Annotated in this window: 20 protein-coding genes; 11 read left to right on the top strand and 9 right to left on the bottom strand. The window is 51.0% G+C overall.

Going from position 1 to position 22805, the window contains the following annotated elements; all coding sequences use genetic code 11:
* Positions 1 to 36: 36 nt before the first annotated feature.
* Positions 37 to 2004, bottom strand: coding sequence for a S8 family peptidase (locus skT53_RS00355; protein WP_200759253.1), 1968 nt, complete (start codon positions 2002 to 2004; stop codon positions 37 to 39).
* 155 nt (positions 2005 to 2159) lie between these two features.
* On the opposite strand from skT53_RS00355, the gene skT53_RS00360 reads away from it, so the two are divergent.
* The gene (locus skT53_RS00360; RefSeq protein ID WP_200759254.1) at positions 2160 to 3737 is read left to right on the top strand and encodes a DUF2254 family protein; all 1578 of its coding nucleotides are present in this window, start codon (positions 2160 to 2162) and stop codon (positions 3735 to 3737) included.
* A gap of 74 nt (positions 3738 to 3811) precedes the next feature.
* Positions 3812 to 5440: a hypothetical protein gene (locus skT53_RS00365; protein ID WP_200759255.1), complete on the top strand. Its 1629-nt coding sequence runs from the start codon at positions 3812 to 3814 to the stop codon at positions 5438 to 5440.
* Here the strand turns inward: skT53_RS00365 and skT53_RS00370 are convergent.
* The 3 genes from skT53_RS00370 to skT53_RS00380 form a co-directional block, all read right to left on the bottom strand.
* On the bottom strand, positions 5433 to 5735 hold the full coding sequence (locus tag skT53_RS00370; protein ID WP_200759256.1) for an AzlD domain-containing protein: 303 nt from the start codon (positions 5733 to 5735) through the stop codon (positions 5433 to 5435). The genes skT53_RS00365 and skT53_RS00370 overlap by 8 nt on opposite strands.
* Positions 5736 to 5776: 41 nt before the next feature.
* A complete protein-coding gene (locus skT53_RS00375; protein WP_200759257.1) occupies positions 5777 to 6484 on the bottom strand; it encodes an AzlC family ABC transporter permease in 708 nt (235 codons plus the stop codon).
* Positions 6485 to 6705: 221 nt separating this feature from the next.
* A complete protein-coding gene (locus skT53_RS00380) occupies positions 6706 to 7452 on the bottom strand; it encodes an alpha/beta hydrolase (protein ID WP_200759258.1) in 747 nt (248 codons plus the stop codon).
* Positions 7453 to 7617: 165 nt separating this feature from the next.
* Here skT53_RS00380 and pdhA point away from each other — a divergent pair, with 165 nt between their 5' ends.
* From pdhA to skT53_RS00415, 7 genes are all read left to right on the top strand, one after another.
* Positions 7618 to 8706, top strand: a complete 1089-nt coding sequence (pdhA, locus tag skT53_RS00385) for a pyruvate dehydrogenase (acetyl-transferring) E1 component subunit alpha (RefSeq protein WP_200759259.1) — start codon at positions 7618 to 7620, stop codon at positions 8704 to 8706.
* Positions 8707 to 8709: 3 nt separating this feature from the next.
* Positions 8710 to 9690 (top strand): alpha-ketoacid dehydrogenase subunit beta, encoded by a 981-nt coding sequence (locus tag skT53_RS00390; RefSeq protein WP_200759260.1) that lies wholly within the window; start codon positions 8710 to 8712, stop codon positions 9688 to 9690.
* Between the two features lie 25 nt (positions 9691 to 9715).
* Entirely contained in the window at positions 9716 to 11128 is a 1413-nt protein-coding gene (locus skT53_RS00395) for a dihydrolipoamide acetyltransferase family protein (RefSeq protein ID WP_200759261.1), read from the top strand.
* 2 nt (positions 11129 to 11130) lie between these two features.
* Positions 11131 to 12543, top strand: a complete 1413-nt coding sequence (lpdA, locus tag skT53_RS00400; protein ID WP_200759262.1) for a dihydrolipoyl dehydrogenase — start codon at positions 11131 to 11133, stop codon at positions 12541 to 12543.
* A 211-nt stretch (positions 12544 to 12754) separates the two neighbouring features.
* Positions 12755 to 13009, top strand: coding sequence for a hypothetical protein (locus skT53_RS00405; RefSeq protein WP_226375294.1), 255 nt, complete (start codon positions 12755 to 12757; stop codon positions 13007 to 13009).
* Positions 13010 to 13243: 234 nt separating this feature from the next.
* Complete coding sequence (locus tag skT53_RS00410; RefSeq protein ID WP_200761061.1) at positions 13244 to 13444, top strand: hypothetical protein; 201 nt, start codon at positions 13244 to 13246, stop codon at positions 13442 to 13444.
* Entirely contained in the window at positions 13422 to 13667 is a 246-nt protein-coding gene (locus tag skT53_RS00415; protein ID WP_200759263.1) for a hypothetical protein, read from the top strand. The genes skT53_RS00410 and skT53_RS00415 overlap by 23 nt, the downstream gene beginning before the upstream one ends.
* A gap of 128 nt (positions 13668 to 13795) precedes the next feature.
* Here the strand turns inward: skT53_RS00415 and skT53_RS00420 are convergent, their stop codons facing one another.
* The 4 genes from skT53_RS00420 to skT53_RS00435 form a co-directional block, all read right to left on the bottom strand.
* Positions 13796 to 15508 (bottom strand): methyl-accepting chemotaxis protein, encoded by a 1713-nt coding sequence (locus tag skT53_RS00420; protein WP_200759264.1) that lies wholly within the window; start codon positions 15506 to 15508, stop codon positions 13796 to 13798.
* Positions 15509 to 15966: 458 nt separating this feature from the next.
* Complete coding sequence (locus skT53_RS00425; RefSeq protein ID WP_200759265.1) at positions 15967 to 16770, bottom strand: ABC transporter permease; 804 nt, start codon at positions 16768 to 16770, stop codon at positions 15967 to 15969.
* A 2-nt stretch (positions 16771 to 16772) separates the two neighbouring features.
* Positions 16773 to 17573 (bottom strand): ABC transporter permease, encoded by an 801-nt coding sequence (locus tag skT53_RS00430; RefSeq protein WP_200759266.1) that lies wholly within the window; start codon positions 17571 to 17573, stop codon positions 16773 to 16775.
* Positions 17551 to 18579, bottom strand: a complete 1029-nt coding sequence (locus tag skT53_RS00435) for an ABC transporter ATP-binding protein (protein WP_200759267.1) — start codon at positions 18577 to 18579, stop codon at positions 17551 to 17553. The genes skT53_RS00430 and skT53_RS00435 overlap by 23 nt, the downstream gene beginning before the upstream one ends.
* A 153-nt stretch (positions 18580 to 18732) precedes the next feature.
* Here skT53_RS00435 and skT53_RS00440 point away from each other — a divergent pair, with 153 nt between their 5' ends.
* Positions 18733 to 18966, top strand: a complete 234-nt coding sequence (locus skT53_RS00440) for a hypothetical protein (protein ID WP_200759268.1) — start codon at positions 18733 to 18735, stop codon at positions 18964 to 18966.
* 50 nt (positions 18967 to 19016) lie between these two features.
* On the opposite strand, the gene skT53_RS00445 is transcribed toward skT53_RS00440, so the two are convergent.
* Positions 19017 to 20789 (bottom strand): Rqc2 family fibronectin-binding protein, encoded by a 1773-nt coding sequence (locus skT53_RS00445; protein ID WP_200759269.1) that lies wholly within the window; start codon positions 20787 to 20789, stop codon positions 19017 to 19019.
* 694 nt (positions 20790 to 21483) lie between these two features.
* On the opposite strand from skT53_RS00445, the gene skT53_RS00450 reads away from it, so the two are divergent.
* The gene (locus tag skT53_RS00450; RefSeq protein WP_200759270.1) at positions 21484 to 22749 is read left to right on the top strand and encodes an MFS transporter; all 1266 of its coding nucleotides are present in this window, start codon (positions 21484 to 21486) and stop codon (positions 22747 to 22749) included.
* Positions 22750 to 22805: the final 56 nt, after the last annotated feature.

Genomic DNA, 22805 nt, shown 5'->3' on the forward strand with positions numbered 1-22805 from the left:
TGTTTCTTCTTGAATATGCTTCGGTAGAAGCCTTTTTTAAGAAAGCCCGAATAACGAGCGGAACGGCCACCACCAGGGATGACGATCCGGTTGCGGGTTCTGATCAGGGGTTGTATTTTGCCGTTGTGCTCTTCTTTGTGATTCTTCAATCGCTTTTGATACGTTAATCAATCCGCTCCCGAAGTAAGGATCTTGTCCCGGCGCCCCCAGATCGCTGGCAGTGTGCTGAATGATATCTCGCACTTCATTGGCATGCAGATTCGGGTTGATGGAACGGATTAACCCGGCTAAACCGGCCACATGCGGAGACGCCATCGATGTGCCGGACATGGCGGCGTAACGGGAATCGGGGAATGTGCTTGCAATCGAAACGCCTGGCGCGGACACACCCGCGTGCCCCCCATAGTTTGAAAAAGTGGCTCGTTTGCCATCCTGATCTACTGCCGTCACGGCCAGTACGTTAGGATAAGCGGCCGGATAGCTGGGTTTGTCTGTGTCATCGTTTCCCATCGCGGCTACGACCAATACATCCTTGCTTGTTGCATATTGAATCGCCTGCTCCAAATAGCTGGAATTTTCATATTCCCCGAGCGACAGATTGATCACTTCCGCCCCGTGGTCTGCCGCCCATCGAATTCCATCCGCAATGTCATAGACAGTTCCGGAACCGTCTGTATCCAACGCTTTAACAGGCATCACTTTGGAATTCCAGTTCATGCCGGCAACACCTTCCACATTGTTGGTTCGCGCCACGATCACACCGGCGACATGCGTGCCATGCCCGTTGTCGTCTGCAGTGTTGTCGCTGTCATCAATCATGTTGTGACCCGCTACCAATTGCCCCTCAAACTCCGGATGATCTGCATCCACCCCGGTGTCCACCACAGCAATAATCGTATGCGAATTGCCGGTTGTGTATTTCCAGGCATGTTCAATCTGGATTTTCGGGAAATTCCATTGGTACCTTGGATAAAGGGGATCGTTTGGCACTTCGTTGTTCCGCATTTTTTTGTTCGGTTCCACCATTTTTACGTTCATTTTCTTGAAATAAGCGATCATCTGATCGGCTGACTGCGAGTGGGAGCGAAACACAAAAGATGGAATATGGTTTCGCTTGACCAGTTTTCCGTCGATGTCCGACAGAATTTTTTGCAGGGCTGCCGCATCCGGTTCCTGATGAAACTGAACAACCACCTCATTATGGATCCGCTTCGGCTGCCCATCCTGTGAAGCGGATTGTATCATGTGGGACGCGGTATTCCAACGTGTGCCGTCAACATCTTTCGAGGCTACCTTTGCGCCGCCTATGGCGGGCGGCTGCTCCGGGTGGAACAGAACTTGTTCTCCGTCCTTTGTATTCAGGTGAGTCTGCGTCCCCATCCGTCCATCCACATGGTCTGCTACATCCCGCAAGAATCCCATTTCCACTTCGGCAGCCAGAATACCGGTCGACCGGTATTGATGCATCATCGGAACTGCCATGGAAACAAACAGCTTGTTTTGTTTTGTCTTATCTTCATATAAATCGGTTGCGTAAAATTGGCCGGTCTTCTGCACGCCCTGTACGCTTTCCTGCAGCCGTTGCGACTGGCCGGAAACGCCTGTGGAAACGTTTTTTCCGTCAGGCAGGCGCAGGACGATTGACCGGAATTGGCGATGCTCCTGCAGCGCGTCTGTTATCAGTTTTTGCCGCAGAGCGGCGTCAGTTGTGTGATCTAAAAGATTGGCGAGATGCTGTAGCACCGTACGGCAGTCCCGTATGCATAAAGCGGTGGTTACCGCCATGTCTTGCGCGGCGATATCCGCCCTGGTTTGCGTGCCTGTAACATGTGCCCGCATATCGGTTCGATTCGCGGAGTTTAGCAAATGGGGACCATTTCCCCTGTGGAGTTCGGCAATTCGCGGCGGGTTTTGCAAAGACAAATGAAAGGGACGCGGCCCCAAAATGGCTGTCATGGCGACCAGCAGGGCGGCGGTCAGACTTCCCCAAACATATCGTTTCATGCGAATCCTCCTCGTCTTAGGTGCTGAGCGGGTGATGCACGTTCCGCCTGTTTTGCGAATAGTTTGCCACGCCTGGTCAAAAGAAACACTGCAAAATTTTTCATCTGTGACCGGGCATACTACCTGTAATCTGGTAGGCAGGAAAGGAAGATTACATGTTACTGCATCTTTTTGGGTCCTGGCTGCTGATCATGCTGATTTTGCTTTATACGCCTGCTTTGTTCAGCGGGGATGCAGATACAGCGCGTAACTACCTAAATACGATTGCGCAAATACTGGCTACGATTTTTACGCTTTCCATATCGATTGTAATGGTCGCTGTTCAAATGACGGCGAGTAAATACAGTCATCGGATTCTCGATTTTTATGTGCGGTTTCCCTATAATGTTTCTCTGTTTTCACTTTATTTGTTAACGATTTTCCATTCGATCTATATGCTCTCCCAGATTGAAGAATTGGGAACGGGGCTGGTCAGTGTCGAATTGGACCGGCGAATCAGTTCTGATTTGATTTTGTTGATTATCGGGTTTATTTGGCTGTTGGTATACCTGTATGCGGTGATGAAACTGATGAAACCGGAAACGATTATCAGCACCATCGAAAAGGAGTATCTGCAGGCGTATAACCGTGGCGACTACCGGGAGGCATTGGTCAAAATCGAGCAGATTGCCGATATTGGGAAACGGTCCGTGAATGATATGGACACCATGACCGCCATTCGCTGTGTCAAAAATATTGCCGACATGCTGCATAATACCCGTTTGCCTACAGCCGAGCAGGACAAAGTATTGTGGTACCATCAACGGATCGTTGAGCAGTTGCAGGGGCTTGCCAGCATTTCTGTAAATCAGCGGGAAACAGCCGTTTCGGGAGCCATTTTGCATGAAATGCTGGAAATGGGGATGAAGTACGTGGAAAGCGGCTCCTTAAAAGCGGCCGCCGTGATTGTCGAAGGATATCGCCAGATTGTGTTAAACAGCCTGGCTGGACAGCAGCAGCTTCACCTGGTTGGAATCGTGATCCAACACATTTATGAAATCAGCTGCGCGGTTGTCCGACAGGGGTCTGACAAAGAATCGGTGCATACGTTCGTCATCACTGCGTTTCGCCGACTGCGGCAAATCGGCAGGCAGGTGACAGCCAGTGAACTGCACGGCCATTCTTTTGTAGCCCAGCATATCGTGTCGAACGCATTTGGACGATTGTTGGCGACGATTATCGAGAAAGACGGCCCCGTTTTTCCGCACCCGTTGATCTATGAGTTGTTTAATGAATATGTCGGTCTCATTAAACTGTTGTTTACGCATGGGGATCTGAAGGATACGGTGACCGTCACCACCTGGATGCGGGAGGAGATCGAGACGCATCGCTCAGATCTGCAAACGGTGCGTCCGTACTTGTATCTTTTCTTGCTGTTGGCCTCGATTGCCTTATATCTGCGGCAGCAATCGATCGTGACGGTACTGGTGCGGGCGGTTGGCAAATATTTCGAACCGGATCCGGACCTGCTTGCGCAAATACTGGACAACCGGTTGCAAATCCGGAAGCTCTATGACTTTCAGGAACCGCAGCGTTATTTGCAGGAAGTGTTTCTGCTGTGGAAAGGGTATTACCTGTACGCGAAACAGTATCCGGAAGGACCCAAGGAGGTTGCCCCGGTCGTACTTGAACAGCCTTCCCGGTGGGTGGATCTGTTTGACGGGATGGAGCCAAACGAATTTTTGCGCAGTTAATGAGGCTGATTCAGCGCCTTTGCAGCATGTCCCTTCTCGCACGGACATACAATGTGTCGAGGGAGGATGCGGCTGTGCAGAAAAGAAAATGGATCCTGATGATGGTTGCCTCAATTTGTCTGATCGTCTTATTCCAAACGGGATTGGTTTGGTCCAATATGCAGCATGAAAAGCTTGCGGCTGGCCCGTTCAGTCGGGCGGCATCGCTTGACAGCGCCCTTTCGGTTGTGCCGCAACAACTTTCGGACGATGAATTCGTCTATTTGACAGACCATGCCATGGTGCGGATGAAACTGATAGAGGGCAGGCTGCAGCCGGTCCAAAAATGGTCGCTGCCCAGTCCGTCGCTTGCCGCCGCCAAGCAACTGAAGGTCGTAGGCGATGCCGTTTACTGGATCGCAGAGGATTCGTTGTTTCGCAGTCAGCGGGAGCATGAGGAGTGGGGTCCCGTCCACGATTTAGGGAAAGCATTTGCATTTGACGTGATCGTTGGGGCGGACGGAGCTCAGTATATTACGGTGAGTGATGATCGGCAGATCGGGATTGCGGTTTGGCAAAACAATCAAATCTATCGCTTGCGTCAAATTGCTCTGCAGGATGTAGTCTGGCTTCACACCAGGCTGGAAGAAAACGGACGATTGTCAATCGCATCGATTGCGGAATCCGGTTCTGTCGATCGTGCATTGTGGTGGACAACGTTCAATGCGGTCGCCGTTAAGTTGGAGGGGCAGACCAAGATCGGGTCGTTCCAACTGCCTCACGGGACCGATTTTCGATCGATTGATTTTCGTTTGACGGATACGGATGCGTACCTGTTTTATACGGCTGGTCCTGTTCATACAGCCGGTTCTGGTCATACAGCCGGTCCTGTTTATAGAGACGAAACGGCAACGCAAACGGGAGATCGACTGTTTTTACTGACGTTTTCTTTTAAACAACTACAGGCGGTTCATTGGAAAGAAATCAAAGTGCTGACCGAATCGGGCACTGTGTCGGGAGGAGATCATAGGAGCCAACCGTCGGCCGATTTTAGCGAATGGGTAGCGTTAAACGGAAACATATGGCGGGTTGATTTCAAACAAGGCGAGCCCGTTCGATCGGAAATTGCGGTGGGCCATCAACTGTCCGTCGGACATCCGCTTTTGTTGACAGAACCGGATTCGAATCATAAAACGCTTGTCTGGTTGAGACGGTCAACGGCGAAAAAAGCGGAATTGCTCTTCTGTACCGACAATCCGGTCGAAAAACAGAGGATCGATCAATTGACGTCAAAAAATTGGCCGGCTGCTGTAAGCGCAGCGGGGAAACGGCTGGGAGGCGTGGTATTTGCCTTGGCGGCTGTGATCAAATGGGCGGCAGCGCCTCTTCTCTATCTGGGCTGTTTGTCCGTTTTTCGCCGCCGCTTGAAAAACGCGAGATGGGGCTTTCTGCTGTCCGTTTGCATCGCGTTGTACATGGCGAATAAACTGCTCTTTATCGGCCAATTTTACGGTCCGCAGTCGGTTTTGTTAATGCCCGAATGGGCCGCCACGCTGTGGGGAAAATATCTGTCCGCATTTGGCACGGCATTGGCCGGCAGTTGGGCAGCGTATAAAGCGGGCGGCACCGGGGCTGATTTTTCCTCTATTGTCCGTTATGCGGTTTTCTTTATGCTGTTTGACATGATTGTCAGCAGTGTCTGGTTTGGTTTTTTTATCAATTGAACGATTTGCCGACCATGACAGTCAATATAGCGGCGCAAATGACAAGCAGGACCGGCAGCCGAAAATAAGCGAGTACGGCGGCGATCCCTCCGCCAGCCAAGCCCAGTAAGGGATGCTTCGGATCTACCGATAAAACACCCGGAAAAATCAATGCGCCGAGCGCCGCATAAGGAGTGCCCTGTAACCAACGGTTCACCCACGCGGGAAAGTGGAGGCGATCCATCAACAAAGCGGGCAAAAGGCGAGGCAGCATGGTTACGACAGACATCCCCACCACGATCCATACGAATTCCATATCACACACTCCCATTCCTTAGAGAATCGAAGAAACGTCGATCAGCGTTTTGTGGGCAGAAAAACGCCGATAAAACTGGCGATCAGCGTGGCGAATACGATCCGCCAACCGGTGTCCATAAAAAAGCTGAACAGCCAACTGATCAGCATGCTGACGACAGCGAGTAAGAGAACCTTGTGTGACTCTCGAACAGCAGGCAGCAGCAGGCCGATAAACATGGCGTATAAGGCGATCGACATACCGGCGCTGACGGAAGGAGGAATCACGTTGGCCAGTCCAGCTCCAATCAGTGTACCGATGACCCATGAAGCGTAGGTGGTTCCGAACAGTCCGGCCAGGTACGGATAGGATGCCTGCGGCGATTCGGAAAGTGACTGGTTGTGCGACAGATTCATAGATGTGACAGCGAATGTTTCATCCGTAATAAAAAGCGACAAAGGTGATTTTTGGCGGACGGGAAGGTGGCGCAAGAAATTCATCAAGGTCATGCTCATAATCAGTTGACGGAAATTTAAAACGAATGTGGCCGCTACAATTTCAAACAGACCGGCGCCTGTCAGCCACATACTGACCGCCATGAATTGGCTGGCACCCGCATAAACCAATAACGACATCAAGACGGCCTGAAAAACGGATATGCCAGATTGTGTGGACAGGACGCCAAATGTAACCGCAATTGGCAAATAGCCTATCGCAATTGGAACGGAAGCGGCAGTTCCTTGCAAAAATCGATTGTTTTGTAGATTCATTGGATTCGCCTCAATCTGATTTGTTCAAAATGATGTAACAGTTTGATAAAAATAACCTCGCAGCCTGACAGGTTTGGCCTGATTGCCAGTCCGGAAATGGAGGCGAGGTTCTGTATTAGTGTCGGCCCTGAAATCAATCTGTATTATATATCAGAAATGTTCTGTTTGCTAGTAAATTCAATGTTTTTGTAGAAATGTATCAATGTTTGTGGTATGCTGTACTACAGGATGAAGTTGGAAGGCCGGAAAAAGTAACGGAGAGCATCAGGCAGCTCTTTTTGCCAAAACCCCCAGTTATGGTCACCCGGTTTTTCCAAATAAACGACAGGAACCTGCTGCTCAGTCAGTAAATCGCGAGTTTGACGATTCAGCTGCAGGAAGTTGTAATAACCGGTCGCTGTTTCAACAGCCGTTTCCTGTTCTCCCACCAGCATGTAAAGGCGAATGGGAGGGAACGGGCTGGTCTCTCGGATGCGGGTTTGTGTTTCCGGGAAAAAGGCGCCTGACAAACTGATCACACCTTGGAACCAATCCGGTTGATCGAGCGCGATGTCGAGTGAAACTGTACCGCCTAGGGAATCGCCGGCCAAAATACGCTGTAAGCCAAAAGCGGGCACTGGATAACGGGATTCTATGGCAGGGATCAGTTCGTCGAGAAAGAACCGACGGTAAGCGGCGTTTCTGGAACCGTTGGTACGGTATTCTTCCGTACGCTGGGAACGGTCCACATACACACCGACGATCAGGAAGGGACTGACTCCTTCTTCCAAAATCAACTGCTGCGCCAAAGTGGCAATCCGGCCGTACATGAAGAAGTCTTGTCCATCCTGTGTGTAAAGAATCGGGTAGCTGGCCAGCTCATTAAACCCTGGCGGCAGATAGATGCGCAGATCGATTGTCCGGTTCAGTTCCTGGCTTTCAATCGAATCGCTGATGACTTTTCGTTTGTAGATTGCTTCGTCGCTCATTTGGCGGCGCCCCTTTCGCAAGAAAATGACCGTATGCAAGAAAATTACCTTATGTCGAATAATTGGATATATGTACGGCAAGCTATTTGTAGCAATTTTGAACGATCAATCCGCATATATCCGATTTTCAATAATCCACTATAGAAAATCAAGAGGTGATGGTTTATGAATACCGGGATCGTTGAGGTATCCACATCGGAAAAATTCACCCCGCTACAGATTATCTCACCGGATGGAAAAGTCAATAGCAAACAGCTTATGCCGGACTTAAGCGATGATCAACTGCGTGAATTGATGCGCCGTATGGTGTTTACACGTATCTGGGACCAGCGGGCAATCAGTCTGAACCGCCAGGGACGGTTGGGTTTTTACGCGCCGGTTGCCGGACAGGAAGGAACGATGATTGGCAGTCAGTTTGCGCTGCAAAAAGACGACTTTATCCTGCCGGGTTACCGTGACATTCCGCAGATCGTTTGGCACGGATTGCCGCTTTATCAGGCATTTCTTTATTCGCGCGGCCATCAGCTTGGCAATCGGTACGCGGATGATTTGCCGATTTTAATGCCGCAAATCATTATCGGCGCACAGATCGTGCAGACCGCAGGCGTGGCGCTGGGTATCAAACTGCGCGGCAAGAAGCAGGTGGCGATCACCTATACGGGAGACGGAGGAACGTCACAGGGCGATTTTTATGAAGGGTTGAACTTTGCGGGTGCGTTCAACGTTCCGGCCATTTTTGTGGTGCAGAATAACGGGTATGCCATTTCCGTGCCGCGGGAAAAGCAGACGAAAGCGGCCACACTCGCGCAAAAAGGGGTGGCAGCGGGCATCACCAGCCTGCAGGTGGACGGCATGGACGTGTTGGCCGTTTACAAAGCGGTGCATGATGCAGCGGAACGGGCTCGCAACGGAGAAGGGCCGACATTGATTGAAGCGCTCACATACCGCTATGGTCCGCACACAATGGCAGGCGACGATCCAACCCGTTACCGCACGGCAGGAGAAGGCAGCGAATGGGAACAGAAGGACCCGCTGATTCGTTTCCGAAAATATTTGGAAACGAAGAAAATCTGGAGTCAGCAGGATGAAGAGGCTGTAATTGAAGAAGCGAAACAAGCAGTTGCCGATGCAATCAAAAAAGCGGACGAAATGCCCAAAATGGAAGTTGGCGATTTGATCGATTCCGTTTTTGAAAAGACACCGCCGCACATGGAAGAACAGAAGCAATGGTTTGCGGCCAAGGAGGGGAAATAATCCATGGCACAAATGACGATGATACAAGCCATAACGGACGCCATGCGGGTAGAATTGAAACGGGACGACAACGTGTTGGTGTTCGGGGAAGACGTCGGTAAAAACGGCGGGGTGTTCCGCGCCACCGACGGTTTGCAAAAGGAGTTTGGGGAAAACCGCGTGTTTGATACACCGCTTGCCGAATCGGGTATCGGCGGTTTGGCGGTAGGTCTGAGCCTGCAGGGGTTCCGGCCGGTTGCGGAAATCCAGTTTTTCGGATTTGTTTTTGAAGTGTTTGATGAGATTGCGGCTCAGGCAGCTCGTATGCGTTTCCGTTCCGGCGGGCATTACAACTGTCCGATCGTGATCCGTTCTCCGTTTGGAGGCGGCGTGAAAACGCCGGAACTGCATGCGGACAGCCTGGAAGGCCTGATGGCGCAAACACCCGGCGTGAAGGTGGTCATACCTTCCAATCCGTACGACGCAAAGGGCCTCTTGATCTCAGCGATTCGGGACAATGATCCGGTTATTTTCCTGGAACATATGAAGCTGTACCGTTCATTCCGTGGGGAAGTGCCGGAAGGGGAATATACCGTTCCGATCGGCAAAGCGAACGTGGTGCAGGACGGAACGGATCTGACCATTGTTACGTACGGCGCGATGGTTCAGACATCTCTCAAAGCGGCGGAAGAAGCGAAAAAAGCGCGCGGCGCAAACGTGGAAGTGATTGATTTACGCACCGTTTCGCCGATTGATATTGATACGATTTTGCAATCGATTCAAAAAACGAAGCGGGCGGTTGTCGTGCAGGAAGCGCCTCGCAACTCCGGCGTAGCATCGGAAGTGATGGCACAGATCATGGAGCGGGGTGTGCTGCACCTGGAAGCACCGGTATTGCGCGTCACATCGCCAGAAACTCCCTATCCGTTCGCAATGGCTGAAGATGAATGGCTGCCGGATCCGGCACGCGTTTTAAAAGCGATTAACGAAGTGCTCGATTTCTGATTCGGACGAAAAGGAGGGAACAAGCGTGAGACAATTTGAATTCAAACTGCCGGATATTGGAGAAGGTATTCACGAGGGAGAAATCGTCAAGTGGCATATTAAGCCGGGTGACATGGTAGAAGAAGACCAGGCGATTTTGGAAGTGCAAAACGACAAGGCGGTTGTTGAAATTCCCAGTCCGGTAAAAGGAAAAGTGCTGGAAGTCAAAGTGGCGGAAGGAACGGTGGCAACGGTCGGAACAACCCTGGTCACTTTTGAAATTGAAGGTGAGGCGCCTCCTCAGGCGGAACATGCACCTGCACAGGAAGCAGGCGCGGCGGACGCTGCCAACGAACATCCGGCCAACAGAGGACCGGAGTCTGCTGCGGCGGCAGCGCAACAACCACCTGCTGCCCAGACGACAGCCGCAGCGCCGTCTCAACCGGCAGCCGCCCCAGGCAACGCGCTGCCCCCAGCCAATCCGAATGTGTTGGCGATGCCAAGTGTCCGCAAGTTTGCCCGTGAACAGGGAATTGATATCAATACGGTAAGAGGCACGGGACCAAAAGGACGGATTACCCGGGAAGATGTATGGAATGCAAAATCGGGTGCAGCAGCGGCTCCTGATCATGCCGATATTGCGCAGGCTGAGCTTCAAAATGCGGGCAATCTGGAGACGCCTGCAGCGGCGGCTCAAGGGACCGACACAGCGGTGGCGCAGGGAGCGCCTGCGGCGGCAAAACGTCCGGTCTCACAGCTGGCAGAAGAACGTGTGCCTTTAAAAGGTGTTCGCAAGGTCATCGCATCGGCGATGGCGAAATCGGTTTATACAGCGCCGCATGTCACCATTATGGATGAGGCGAATGTCAGCAAGCTGGTGCAAATTCGCAGTCAACTGAAGCCGACGGCAGAACAGAAAGGCAGCAAACTTACCTATCTGCCGTTTGTCGTCAAAGCGGTTGTCAGCGCGCTGCGAAAGTTCCCGACGCTCAACGCATCGCTTGATGACGAAAAAAGCGAAATCGTGTATAAATATAACTATAACATCGGTATTGCCACCGATACGGACAACGGTTTGATGGTTCCTGTCGTGTTTGACGCCGACCGTAAAAGCATGTGGACGATTGCGGACGAAATCCGGGATCTGGCCGGACGTGCCAGAGAAGGCAAGCTGGCGCCAAACGAGATGAAAGGAAGCACATTCTCCATTACCAACATCGGCTCGGCAGGCGGTATGTTCTTTACGCCGGTGATTAATTATCCGGAAGTTGCGATTCTCGGCACCGGACGCATTTCTGAGAAGCCGGTCGTCATGGATGGCGCTGTTGCCATCGCACCCGTTATGGCATTGTCGCTGAGCTTTGACCATCGGTTGATTGACGGAGCAACCGCGCAAATGTTTATGAACCATCTGAAACAATTGCTGGAAGAACCGAACATGTTACTGATGGAGGTGTAACTATGGTTGTCGGAGAATTTACCACCGAGGTCGACGTTCTGGTTCTGGGAGCGGGGCCGGGAGGTTATGTGGCGGCGATCCGGGCTGCTCAACTGGGCAAAAAAGTGATGGTGGTTGAGAAGGCCGAAGTGGGCGGCGTGTGCCTGAATCGCGGCTGCATCCCGAGCAAAGCGTTAATTTCCGCCGCGCATCGGTATGAAGAAATGAACCATTCGGATGACATGGGGTTAACTGCGGATGGCGTAAAAGTCGATTTTTCAAAAGTTCAGGCCTGGAAACAGACCGTGGTTGGGAAGCTGACAGGCGGCGTCGGTTCGCTTCTGAAAGGAAACGGCGTTGAACTCGTGCAGGGGGAAGCGTTGTTTGTCACCCCAAACGAAGTTCGCGTATACCAGGGAAACGAGTTCAACCGCTACAAATTCAACCATTGTATTATTGCGACCGGTTCCCGTCCGATTGAATTGAGAGCATTTCCGTTTGGCAAGCGCATCATTTCCTCGACGGAGGCGCTGTCCCTGCCGGAAATACCGAAAAGTATGGTGGTCATCGGAGGCGGTTATATCGGGATCGAACTGGGACAGATGTATGCCAAATTCGGCTGTCAGGTAACGGTGATTGAGGGAACCGAGCAGATTTTGCCACTGTTTGAAAACGAGATTGTACGCTGGGTGCAGCGCAGGCTGAAAAAAGACGGTGTCACCGTACATACGAAAGCAAAAGCGGTGTCTGCCGAGCAAACCGACACGGGCGTAACGCTCAAATACGAGATCAACGGCGAACAGAAAGAGATTACAGCCGACTATTTGCTGGTGACGGTTGGGCGCGTGCCGAACACGGATGAACTGGGACTGGATCAGGTCGGCATTAAGAAAAATGAGCGCGGTTTGATCGAAGTGGACCACCAGTGCAAAACGAATGTGGAAAACGTCTATGCAATCGGCGATGTAACAGCCGGACCTGCATTGGCTCACAAGGCTTCTTATGAGGGGAAAGTGGCGGCAGAAGTAATTGCCGGGCACAACAGCGCGGTCGATTATAAATGCATTCCGTCGGTCGTGTTCTCAGATCCGGAAATTGCCAGCGTAGGACTCAGTGAAACGGAAGCGAAAGAACAGGGCCATACCGTGGCAACGGGCAAATTCAACTATGCGGCAAACGGCCGGGCGCTTTCTTTGAATGCGAACGAAGGGTTTGTCAAAGTGGTTGCCGACAAAGAAAGCGGCATTGTGCTTGGCTGCCAGATTGTCGGTCCGGGGGCACCCGATTTGATTGCAGAGATGGGGTTGGCAATCGAAATGGGAGCGTCACTGGAAGATATCGCATTGACCATCCATGCTCACCCGACGCTGGGCGAAATGGTGATGGAAGCGACTGAGAACGCGTTGGGACAGGGTGTGCACACACTGACGAAGTGATCAAACGAATAAATGTACGAACCGTCTGCTGTTAGCGGCAGGCGGTTTTTCGTATTCAAGTGGATTCACACGAATAGAATCTTCTCACATGATTCAGGGCTCATTTGGAGTGTGTTTTTTCTTTTCGTGGATATTTGTTTTGCAAAGGAGTGAATGGGAGCTGACAGGCTGGGCACCTTAAAGTGAAAACAGTAGATCGGAGGATGTAGAGATGAGCCCTGACAACAAAGTAAATCAGGCAAGTGACGCAAACGATCAGGCGTTGTTGAACACCGCCCAAGTGGTGGGGCAGGAAGTTTCAAAAGATGTGAACCGTCTTACGAAAGACGACGAAAATCCGGAAGGCGCTTTGCAAACGACCCACGTACAAGTGATGGATTCCTACCGGGAGGGTACGATTGACGCCACGATAGAAGATTCGGCCAATGAGGTGAACGAAATACCTCGAACTGGATATGAACAGTAGGGACGTTACCTGGGGAGAAGACACGCCTGCGAACAGTGGGGCGGAAGACTTGGAAAACAGACTGATACGCAGTGCAATACCGACCTGTCGTCTCGGCATGAGACGGCAGGTTTTTTGCTCTCTATTCGTGTGCCCAAAATCACATTCATTTGATGATTTCCGTCACGGCAGTCCCGCTACCCACATCGTACAGTTAAGACAGGATCCATTAACTGTCATTTGGAGGGATTTGACATGAGCCAATTTGCTGCAACCGTGGTGGCGCCTGAGTACTCACCGCACCTGAAGCACAAAGTGAATTTTGATACGTTTGACAATCTCCGCCCGGGCGGGCTTGTTTACCTGGGAGTATCTGGAACAGGGTCCGACCCGGTTTCAGATCAAAATCGGCCGGGTGTGACGGGGTGGCGATATGCCAGAGATAGCTGTCATTGATGAAAAAACCATTCGGATCAAGGTCCGCCTGGAAGACGCCATCCAAATGGTGAGCGAAGCGAGTCGGAACGTGGAATTGTATGCGAATGAAATCATTGCGATTTACGAAAAAATGCCCGGTTTTGAGTACACAAACTTTTGCTTTTATGCGTACGACACAGCCCGCCTGTTTGAAAAAATGCTGGGTGTCAATCCGCGGGACGGATGCCGACAGGTTCTCTGAAATGGGTGGAATAACAAGTTCAGTAGAATAATCAGTTTAACAAAAGTGGACGCCCCCCCTAACGGGGGCGTCCGTTTGGATTATAAGTCCGAATCGGCGAATTGGCAATACACACGGGTAAAATCCACCTATAGAGCAAATCGATGGACGGTGGACTGCAGTTCGCCTGCCATTTTGGCAAGAACAGTTGCGGCGGAAGCAATCTCCTGCATGGAAGCGTGTTGCTGCTCGGCAGCGGCCGCCACATTTTGCGTATTGGAAGCGGATTGTTCGGAGACTCGGCTGATGCCCTCCATCGTGTCCACCATCGTTTGGGTACCGGCGTTAATCTGTTGCACTGTACTGGAGATTTCGTGAATCTGGCCGGAAACGTTTGCAATCGCCTGTAATATTTCAGCAAAGGAAGATGACGTTTCGTTTGCCAGCAAAATCCCGTCTTTTACGGCAACCGTGCCATCCTGCATGGCGGCCACCGCGTTCTCGATCTCAGTTCGAATCTGACTGATAATCAACCGGATTTCACCTGCTGCCGATGCAGATTCTTCTGCCAGTTTCCGCACTTCATCGGCCACGACGGCAAATCCGCGTCCCTGCTCACCGGCTCTGGCCGCTTCAATCGCTGCATTAAGCGCCAGCAAATTGGTTTGTTCGGCAATCGAGGTAATCAATCCGACAATTTGCCCAATTTCAGCCGATTTTTGATGCAATTTCTGGATGACCTCGGAAGAGGCAAGTACTTTCTCGTCAATTTGATTCATCTGGCCGATCATTTTATTGATCGACTGGTTGCCGTTCTCAGCCGACTGGGAAGTTTGCACGGAAGCGGCGCTCACTGCTTCCACGCTTGCCGCAATTTGTTGAATGCCGCCTGATATTTCCGTTACGGCACGAGATGCCTGCTGCACGGCTGACAATTGTTCATCCGTACCTATCGCCACTTCCTGCATCGAGATGGTGATCTGTTCGTTCGCTTTACTGCTCTGGTCAGTGCTCTGGGTTAACTGTTGCGCCGTCTTGGTTACACGGTCGGCATTGGATGAAACCTGCCGAATCAGATCACGCAGATTGCCTGCCATTGTATTGATGTCTTCCGTCAGCCTGCCTATCTCATCCCGAGTGGAAACGGGCAGATCGGTGGCTGTCAAATTTCCGGACGCAATCTGTTTCGCTCGTTCTGTCACAGAAAGGATCGGCTTTACCATCCGACGGGACATAAAAAATCCGATTATACCAGCCAAAATCGGGAATATGCCGCCGAACTGCAGTGTCGAACGTAAATTTTCCCATGTACGGGAGGAGATGACAGAAGCGTCAAAATCGATGGCCATCATGGCAATGACTTCCTGACCAGGGTCGTGATTCTTATAAATCGGTGAATAACCGGTTTGCCTCGCAGCGCTCCCAAACTGATAAATATCCGAATACCCCGGGTGTTTCATCGTTTTCATCATGTCGATTGTCTGAGGGTCGACAGGGAACCGGTCCCCTGCTTTAAATCCTTCCTGTATCAAATGTTTGTCGGGGGCCAGCAATTTGCCGTCGAGTGTCATGATCGAAGCGTTTTTGAAAATTGGCTTGTGGTCAATAATCCAATCGATCTTGGACTGAATGGCAGGGGTGACAGGACCTCCCTGCAATAAGCTTTCCACTTCCGCCGGGCTGAACAACCCGCTCGTGATGCTGGCGCAACCGTAGAGTTCCTCGCCGGTCGCTTTTTTCATCTGACCGAAATTTACGTAGTACCCAACCGCTAAAATGGATAAGACGCTAAATAATACCAAAAAAATGGATAGAAGCGTAATTTTTGCCGATAATCCAATCGATCTCTTTGTACGATTCATGTACAAGACCTCCAATCGTTTGAACAATTTCTTTTTAAAATTTATTTTATAAATTAATTTAAAAATGCTATATCAGGGAATTCCCTGATGCTGAGGGAAATTTTCCCCTTATTTGTGTCCGGTTTATGGCTAAAATGTGAAAAGAGCCCTTGGAAGGGCTCTTTCAGCGTGTTCCTGAAAGAAGCGGACGTGCAGACACCGCATCTCGCGGACAGATGCGAAAGGCGGCTTTCCTGTCGGGAAGTCGCAACCGACTTATCGACGGAGTATCACATACGTCGTGTCTCTCCTGTCTCAAGGTGAAGTCGGTTTCTTCTTCCGGAAGCAAACGCATCTGAATCCGGGCAAGCGATACCCGCACGTCCGCTTCAGATCAGGGCAAGCAGACGCATCCGCCCTCACGATGCAACCCTGTCTCTAAGCGCGGTGCTTTTGTGAGGATGGCAGGTTTCCGTGGTTTACGACCCTGTGCTCTGATAATGGCGAATCCCCCAACGCCAAGCGAAGAATGCAATTATACAAAGAATCAAGGCGACCGCCGGGGAAGCGTATGCCAGCCAGGAGTAGCCGCCGAGCTTTTCCCATTTTCCCAAAAGCAAAAGGGACGGATAATAGTTCATAAAAGCAAACGGCAACACAAATGTAACAATCGCCCGAACGCCGCGGTTAAACATGTCGAGCGGATACTGCTGGACCAAACCAAAGCTGAACTGTGTGGCCGCGTTTACAATTGCCCGCGAGCGGCCTGTTTTAAATGAGATGGTAGACATAATCAAGATGATCGACACCTCGACCGTCGTTGAGGCCGGAACGATTAAAATAAACCAGGCCCACAAGGCCGGAGACCAGGAAAGCCCAAGGTAATGATAGGCAATCCCCAACATCGTGGAAGACAAAATCAGGTCGCCGATGCCAAGATAGTGGACTTCCCGCCCGATAAACTGAATGAACGGGGAGGCGGGCCTTGTCAGAAATCCATCAAATGTCCCCTGCACGATGTAGTCATCCAGCATGTTGATCTGCCGGAACAGAATCGCCCGGAACGAGTGACCGAGCAGCCACAAGTTGTAAAGAAACACAATTTCCCAAAACGTCCATCCGTGCAGGTTGTTAAACCGTTGCAGCAGCACCCATGTGGTTCCGAGTGAGGCGGCGTTGAGAACAAACACGCCGAGAATTCCCATCAAAAAATCGGCCCTGTACTGCAACCGGGACAGGATCGCGGCGCGCACCATTGTGACATATACTTGCAGCGAATGCATACTTACCCTCCTTGTACGACCAACTGGCGGTGGATACGGCGCCACAGCAGCCTGACAATTGCATACAGTACAACGACCCATACGGCTTGCTGCAAAACCGCATGCCAGATCGCATCGCCGCTAAACCGGTTAATGTAAATGGAGAGCGGTGTGTAGAAAATCAACTGGAACGGCAGCCAATTGATAAACGACTGCATCCAGTCCGGATACAGCCAAATCGGAATCAACATGCCCGACAAGAAACGCAGCATCGCCCAATAGGTAAAGAAGAATCCGGTCAGATCCAGCGTTTTGAAAGAAATAAAACCGAACAGGAAATTGCAGAAAAAGAGAATCAGCCAGGAAAAAACCAGACTGAGCAAAAACCAGCCGAACTGCGCGACACTCTTCGGTCCGGTCAAGTCAAACAGAAGATAGGCCACGATGGCAGGCGGCACTACGTAAAAGGCTGTGCGGGCCATGGTTTCACCTGAAAACCGCAGTATCATATGATGCGGAAAATCAATCGGGCGCAGCAGATCGTTCGTTACCATGCCGGATTTAATCTGCTCCGACAAATAGTGGTGCGGACCCGTATCGGTGGATAAAATTTTATCCAAAATCATGCCGATTACCGCATACGTCACCATGTCCCGCAAAGTAATCGAACCGAAAATATGCGGCGCTTGTGCGTACAGCACGTTCCAAAGAGTGGTAGCGACGAATATTTGGACGAACAGGGCGAACATCTCCGACCAAAAGTTCAATCGGTAGACAGATAGGTTGAGAAAGCTTTGTCTGCTAAATATCCAAAACAGCGGCATGCGTACCCTCCTTCTTACGCTCCAGACCGGATTGGTAGATTTGTCGGACGATCGATTCAATCTCCGGTTCTTCGACCGACAAATCACGAATTCGGTGCAAGTCGGCTAATTCGGTAATGAGACGGGATGCACTAATCTGTTCCTTGTCAAACGACAGCCAGATTCGGGTGCCTTCCTGCCGGATGAGACGGGCGAAAGGCAGATGAAGCTGCTGTGGGTTCAGCGTTTCCTCAAGTTCAATAACGAGGACGCGTTCGCCTCCAAAGTTGTTTTTCAGCGATTCGATCGTACCGTCATAAAGAATCGCGCCGTCATCGATAATCATCATTCGATTGCACAGTTTTTCAATGTCGGTCATGTCGTGGGTGGTCAACAGCACTGTGACTTTTCGGTCCTGGTTGATTTCCCGGATAAACGTGCGCAGCTTTTCTTTCGCCAGCACATCGACCCCGATAGTCGGCTCATCAAGAAACAGAATTTCTGGATCGTGCAGCAGGGCGGCCGCCAGATCCGCACGCATCCGCTGGCCGAGCGACAGTTGACGGACAGGTGTATTTTCAAATTCATGCAAGTCTAACAGTTCCCGAAACCGGTCCAGATTTTTTCGATAGACGGCGTCCGGAATTTTATAGATCGTTTTCAGAACACGGTAGCTTTCGATCGGCGGGATGTCCCACCAAAGTTGAGTCTTTTGGCCAAACACCACGCCGATATTGGCCGCATGCTCTTTCCGCTGCTGATGCGGCACCAGACCGGCCACCTCAATCAATCCGGACGTGGGGACGAGGATGCCGGTCAGCATTTTGATAGAAGTTGATTTGCCGGCTCCGTTTGGACCGATGTAACCCACCAATTCACCTTTGTCAATGTGGAAACTGATATTGTTAACGGCGGTGTGCACCGTGTAATCGTTATTCCATAAATTGCGGATCGATGCGAACGGTCCCTTTTTGGGAATCAGCCGCCGGAATTCTTTTCGCAATTCGTGCACCTGTATAATCTCCACTTCACCATCACCTTTTGTTGACTGTTATGAGTTTGATTCTATCATACGAATGGTTGTACGCGTAGACTAGAATCTTTTCCAGAATGAAAACAGGCCCGGCAGGGAAAAATCGGAATGACCCGCATGGGAATCCTTGCTGAAGGGGGCCGTACAATGGGAGACTTGTATGTGCACGTCGGAGGACCGGTCAACCAGGACGATTTACAGCGTGTGGAAAACGTGTTGCCCGAAATCGAGGGGGATGAGACGTTAACCGTTCTCACCCGCGCCGAAAACACGATTCAAACGGACACGTTGTTGGATCTTCTGGATCAGCGAGGGTTCAAGCATTATACAAAAAGCGGGCCGCACAATGAATTTAAGATTATCGCCCGCCGCAAACACTGACATGCGGGAGTCCGGCTCGATTCAAGAGCCGGGCTTTTTTGCAAAGATCGTCAATGGGTGGTGCGCAATTTTTCTATAACCGACTGATCCGGTGTTACATAAAGGGTTTGCTGCCCTTCGTAAAGCACCATGCCCGGTTTTGCTCCGTTTGGCTTCCAGACGTGTTTGATCAATGTGTAGTCGACCGGCACCAGGCTTGATTCGCGCGCTTTTGAATAGTAGGCGGCAAGCATCGCCGCTTCCAGCAGGGTAGAATCAGGCACCTGGTGGCTGCGGATGACAACATGCGAGCCGGGAATGTCTTTCGTATGCAGCCAGGTGTCTGAGTTGTGCGCCATTTTCATGGTCAGGTAGTCGTTTTGTCGGTTGTTTTTGCCGACGAAAATCTCTATGCCGTCACTGGACCAGAATCGTTCCGGCTGGGCGACCGACTGTTTTTTCTTGCGGCCGCCGTCTGGCCGTTTGGATGGTTTCAGAATCCCCTCTTGTTCAAGTTCCTCTCGAATTTCCTCCAAATCCTGCAGGTCAGCTGCCGACAAGAGGTGAAGAACGCTTTCCAGATAGGCAATTTCCTCCTTCGTCTGCAGGATTTGTTCCTCCAGGATCGGGACCGATTTTTTCACTTTGTTGTATTTTTTAAAATAGGCCTGCGCATTCTCCTGCGGGGAGAGCTGCGGATCAAGCGGAATCTCGATGATCGGCATTTTTTCTTCATAAAAATTGGTGACTTTGGCCACCGTATCCCCTTTTTGCAACTGGTAGAGAGAAGCGGTCAACAGTTCGCCCCATACGCGGAAACGGTCGGCTTCGGTCGATTCCTGAATCGCTTCCTGGAATTTGATCAGCTTGTTGCGGTCTTTTTCCAGTTCGGCGACCAGCACCCGTTCAATATCCCCCACCTTCTGCCGCAGGGTGTCACGCCACGATTTTTCTTCAAAAAATTGTTCCATGCACGCGGAGATGCTTTCCCATCGCTGCACCGTCCCGGCCAGATGGGACAACTCCACCGCAGAAAAAGCGCGCGGTTTGCCCTGTTCGTCTATGACAAGCGTCGGGTTGTACTGATGGCGGACAAGCGGCGCGCGGAATTCCTGAAAAATGTTCCATTCCATCTCGTACGTGTTTGTCGAGTCGGATTCGCCCGATTCAGCGCCAAAAGAGGGCAACCGAAGTGACAAGCGGTGCGCCAGTTCGCGACCGATCAATGGCGAGATGCCGCTGTACCGGTTGACCAAAAATTTGTCAAACGGACTTGCATCCTGTTGACGTTTCGCATAAAATTCGGCTTCCGTTTCCATAAACGGCGAGATTTTTTCCTGTTCCGGCGGCGCCACATAGGTACGCCCTGGCAGTACCTCACGATGTCTGCTGACGCCGTAATTGACATGCACAATTCCATCCAGAATCCGTTCTGTTTCCGGATCGGCCAAAATGATGTTCGAATGTCGGCCCATAATTTCGACAATCAGTTGTTTTTCGGCAAGATCGCCCAATTCGTCACGGTTTTCCACATTCATTCGGAAAATCCGCTCATTGCCGACCTGTTCGATCTTTGTAATCCGCCCGCCTTCAAAATATTTGCGGAGCAGCATGCAAAACATGGGAGGCTCCGGTGGGTTTTGTCCTTTGTATCGCTCGGTCAGATAGACACGCGGGAAAGTCGGGTTGGCGGACAGCAGCAGCCGATAATTGCGCCCCTGGTTGCGGATTGTCATAAGCAGGTCGCGGGGAAGCGGTTGGTATATTTTTTCCACACGTCCGCCGGTAATCGTTTCTTGTAATTCGTGGACAATGGATCGCAATACGATTCCGTCTAGCGCCATGATGCCACCTCCTTACCTATGAAGATCCCGTTCATTCATCAGGTCACTCCAAAGTATACGAAGCAAGCGGAAGTTCGTCAAACGAAACTGGCCCCGGAACGGTCTATCACGCAAAAACGGCACCCTTACACTCGTCACCCACGGAACAGGGAAGAGTTTCCATGTAACATAGAAGCGGATTATTCGTCTAATTCGATTGATTTTATTTACGCAATCAGGTAGCATGGAGTCAATATGATTTGGAAGGGTGACCTTTAGACCGATGAGCAACTAATCCTATTCCTAAGAAAACTTTCGTATAGGTACGAAGTATGTTTCTGGATAGGATTAGTACAGGCTTTTACATGGACAAGAAGATTCTTGGTTTGAACTTGAACCGGAGATTGTATGTCTTTTTGTCATTGAACTGCCTCCTATCCAGAAAACTGGGCAAGGAGGTTTTTTTAGTCGGTAGGAATTTATAAATTTTATCCTATCGACATAGAGGAAGGCCGACTAAAAGCGCGCGACCTCCTTGTCGGTCGACGAAAATGCAACGCCCATGTTACATCGTCGACACTAGACCGTCCATGGTCGTCGCAACGTCGGCATCAACGCATCCATGCGCAAGACAACTTAGGCTTCCGCCTGCGCCAAAGGCTTGGCGAATGCCAAGTTTTCTTTATGATGGCAGCCAGTTCGAAAAGGGAGAGATATGATGACGGTTGACTCGACTTCAAAAGTTTCGATAGGCGCGTTGTTCCGCAATCGGGTAATCCGTACCATCCTGCTGTCGGTGCTTTTTCTGCAGATCGGTATCTGGGTGCGCAATTACGCTATCCTGTTGTATGTCATGGAACGGACGAATGGGGACCCGGTGGCCGTTTCGCTGATTTCCGTGGCTGAATTCGCGCCGGTCTTTTTGTTTTCGTTTATCGGGGGCACGTTCGCCGACCGTTGGCGTCCGAAGCGAACGATGGTTTGGTGTGATTTGCTCAGTTCTGTTTCGATTTTCGTCGTGCTGTTGACCCTCGTGTTTGGCAGTTGGAAAGCGATCTTCTTTGCGACGCTTGTTTCATCCGTCCTGTCACAGTTTTCGCAGCCATCTGGCATGAAATTGTTCAAGCTGCATGTATCGGAACAACTCATCCAGCTAGGAATGTCGATGTATCAGACGATTTTTGCCACGTTTATGATCTTGGGGCCTATCATCGGGACGTTTATCTATCAGCGTTACGGTATCAACGCGGCTGTTGGCGTGATGGGTGTCGCGTTTTTGCTGTCAGCCGCCGTGCTTCTGCTGCTGCCGCCGGACCATGACATCGAGCAGCAGGAAGAGAAAACAACACTTTGGCAAGAAATGAAGGCAGGATTCCAGTATGTGCTGGGCAACCGATCCCTGACCTTGCTTGGAGGCAGTTTTGCCGCGGCGGGATTGGCGTTTGGACTTACGCAACCTCTGCTTGTGTTCCTGATCACCGAACGGCTTGGTTTGCCGAAGGAACTGCTGCAGTGGTTGATGGCGGCAAGTGGAATCGGGATGATCCTGGGCGGAGGGCTGGCGTTAGGGGTGGCTAAAAAGGCAGCTCCACAGAAGCTTCTCGTATTGGGGCTGACCGTCAGCGCCTGCGGTTTTCTGGTGATGGGGTTGTCCGCGCAGTTATGGGTAACGCTCATAGCTCAATTCATATGCGGGATTTTTATGCCGTGCATCCATATCGGGATCAGCACGATGATTTTGCAAAATACGGAGGCTGCATTTGTCGGCCGTGTCAACGGTATTTTAAACCCGATCTTTACGGGGGCGCTGGTCATAACCATGAGTATTGCCGGATGGTTAAAAGAATCGTTCTCACTTCTGGCGATTTTCGAAGCGGCTGCCATCCTGTTAGCGGCCGGGATTTTCGTTATACTGCCACTGCTGAAGCTGCCAGCGATCCAGCAGGAACAGAGGGAAGAAACGCAGGAGATGGTTTCCTAAAAAAGCAAAAAAGTCAATTCCAAAGTAGATAAATGACGGTTCCAAAGCAGATATTT

This window comes from Effusibacillus dendaii, assembly GCF_015097055.1.
Lineage (GTDB): Bacteria > Bacillota > Bacilli > Tumebacillales > Effusibacillaceae > Effusibacillus > Effusibacillus dendaii.

Excerpts from the sequence above, each read along its gene's own strand:
- skT53_RS00440 (WP_200759268.1), top strand. The coding sequence starts at position 18,733 with ATGGGAGACTTGTATGTGCACGTCGGAGGACCGGTCAACCAGGACGAT.
- skT53_RS00390 (WP_200759260.1), top strand. The coding sequence starts at position 8,710 with ATGGCACAAATGACGATGATACAAGCCATAACGGACGCCATGCGGGTA.
- skT53_RS00445 (WP_200759269.1), bottom strand. The coding sequence starts at position 20,789 with ATGGCGCTAGACGGAATCGTATTGCGATCCATTGTCCACGAATTACAA.
- pdhA (WP_200759259.1), top strand. The coding sequence starts at position 7,618 with ATGAATACCGGGATCGTTGAGGTATCCACATCGGAAAAATTCACCCCG.
- skT53_RS00430 (WP_200759266.1), bottom strand. The coding sequence starts at position 17,573 with ATGCCGCTGTTTTGGATATTTAGCAGACAAAGCTTTCTCAACCTATCT.
- skT53_RS00410 (WP_200761061.1), top strand. The coding sequence starts at position 13,244 with ATGAGCCAATTTGCTGCAACCGTGGTGGCGCCTGAGTACTCACCGCAC.
- skT53_RS00355 (WP_200759253.1), bottom strand. The coding sequence starts at position 2,004 with ATGAAACGATATGTTTGGGGAAGTCTGACCGCCGCCCTGCTGGTCGCC.
- skT53_RS00360 (WP_200759254.1), top strand. The coding sequence starts at position 2,160 with ATGTTACTGCATCTTTTTGGGTCCTGGCTGCTGATCATGCTGATTTTG.
- skT53_RS00380 (WP_200759258.1), bottom strand. The coding sequence starts at position 7,452 with ATGAGCGACGAAGCAATCTACAAACGAAAAGTCATCAGCGATTCGATT.
- skT53_RS00420 (WP_200759264.1), bottom strand. The coding sequence starts at position 15,508 with ATGAATCGTACAAAGAGATCGATTGGATTATCGGCAAAAATTACGCTT.
- skT53_RS00425 (WP_200759265.1), bottom strand. The coding sequence starts at position 16,770 with ATGCATTCGCTGCAAGTATATGTCACAATGGTGCGCGCCGCGATCCTG.
- skT53_RS00370 (WP_200759256.1), bottom strand. The coding sequence starts at position 5,735 with ATGGAATTCGTATGGATCGTGGTGGGGATGTCTGTCGTAACCATGCTG.
- skT53_RS00450 (WP_200759270.1), top strand. The coding sequence starts at position 21,484 with ATGATGACGGTTGACTCGACTTCAAAAGTTTCGATAGGCGCGTTGTTC.
- skT53_RS00375 (WP_200759257.1), bottom strand. The coding sequence starts at position 6,484 with ATGAATCTACAAAACAATCGATTTTTGCAAGGAACTGCCGCTTCCGTT.
- lpdA (WP_200759262.1), top strand. The coding sequence starts at position 11,131 with ATGGTTGTCGGAGAATTTACCACCGAGGTCGACGTTCTGGTTCTGGGA.
- skT53_RS00405 (WP_226375294.1), top strand. The coding sequence starts at position 12,755 with ATGAGCCCTGACAACAAAGTAAATCAGGCAAGTGACGCAAACGATCAG.
- skT53_RS00415 (WP_200759263.1), top strand. The coding sequence starts at position 13,422 with ATGCCAGAGATAGCTGTCATTGATGAAAAAACCATTCGGATCAAGGTC.